Source organism: Pseudomonas sp. HD6422 (assembly GCF_025377065.1).
GTDB lineage: Bacteria > Pseudomonadota > Gammaproteobacteria > Pseudomonadales > Pseudomonadaceae > Aquipseudomonas > Aquipseudomonas putida_U.
Genome location: NZ_JAHWIW010000096.1, coordinates 1 through 662, shown reverse-complemented (window position 1 = coordinate 662; position 662 = coordinate 1). Strand labels below are relative to the sequence as shown.

The 662-nt window shown below is 35.8% G+C and carries 1 protein-coding gene; it reads left to right on the top strand.

The features are described from left to right. Positions 1 to 662, top strand: a 662-nt coding sequence (locus tag KY379_RS27215) for a S8 family serine peptidase (RefSeq protein ID WP_261261849.1), incomplete at both ends; no start/stop codon positions are given.

Genomic DNA, 662 nt, shown 5'->3' with positions numbered 1-662 from the left:
CTATAATTCTAATAAACCGAATGTAGGTGACGAAAAAGAGATTGACTTTAAGTTTGCACCTGACACAGACAAAGAATTGTATAAAGAAGATGTCATCGTTCCAGCAGGATCCACATCTTGGGGACCGAGAACAGATTTACTTTTAAAGCCTGATGTCTCAGCACCAGGTAAAAATATTAAATCCACTCTCAATGTTATCAATGGGAAATCAACTTATGGTTATATGTCAGGGACTAGTATGGCAACTCCAATCGTGGCAGCTTCTACTGTTTTGATTAGACCAAAGTTAAAGGAAATGCTTGAAAGACCTGCCTTGAAAAATCTTAAGGGAGATGACAAAATAGATCTTACAAGTCTTACAAAAATAGCCCTACAAAATACTGCACGGCCTATGATGGATGCAACGTCTTGGAAAGAAAAAAGTCAATACTTTGCATCACCTAGACAACAGGGAGCAGGCTTAATTAATGTTGCTAATGCTTTGAGAAATGAAGTTGTAGCTACTTTTAAAAACACGGATTCTAAAGGTTTGGTAAACTCTTATGGTTCTATTTCTCTTAAAGAAATAAAAGGAGATAAAAAATACTTTACAATTAAGCTTCACAATACATCAAACAGACCTTTAACCTTTAAAGTTTCAGCATCAGCGGTAACTACAGATG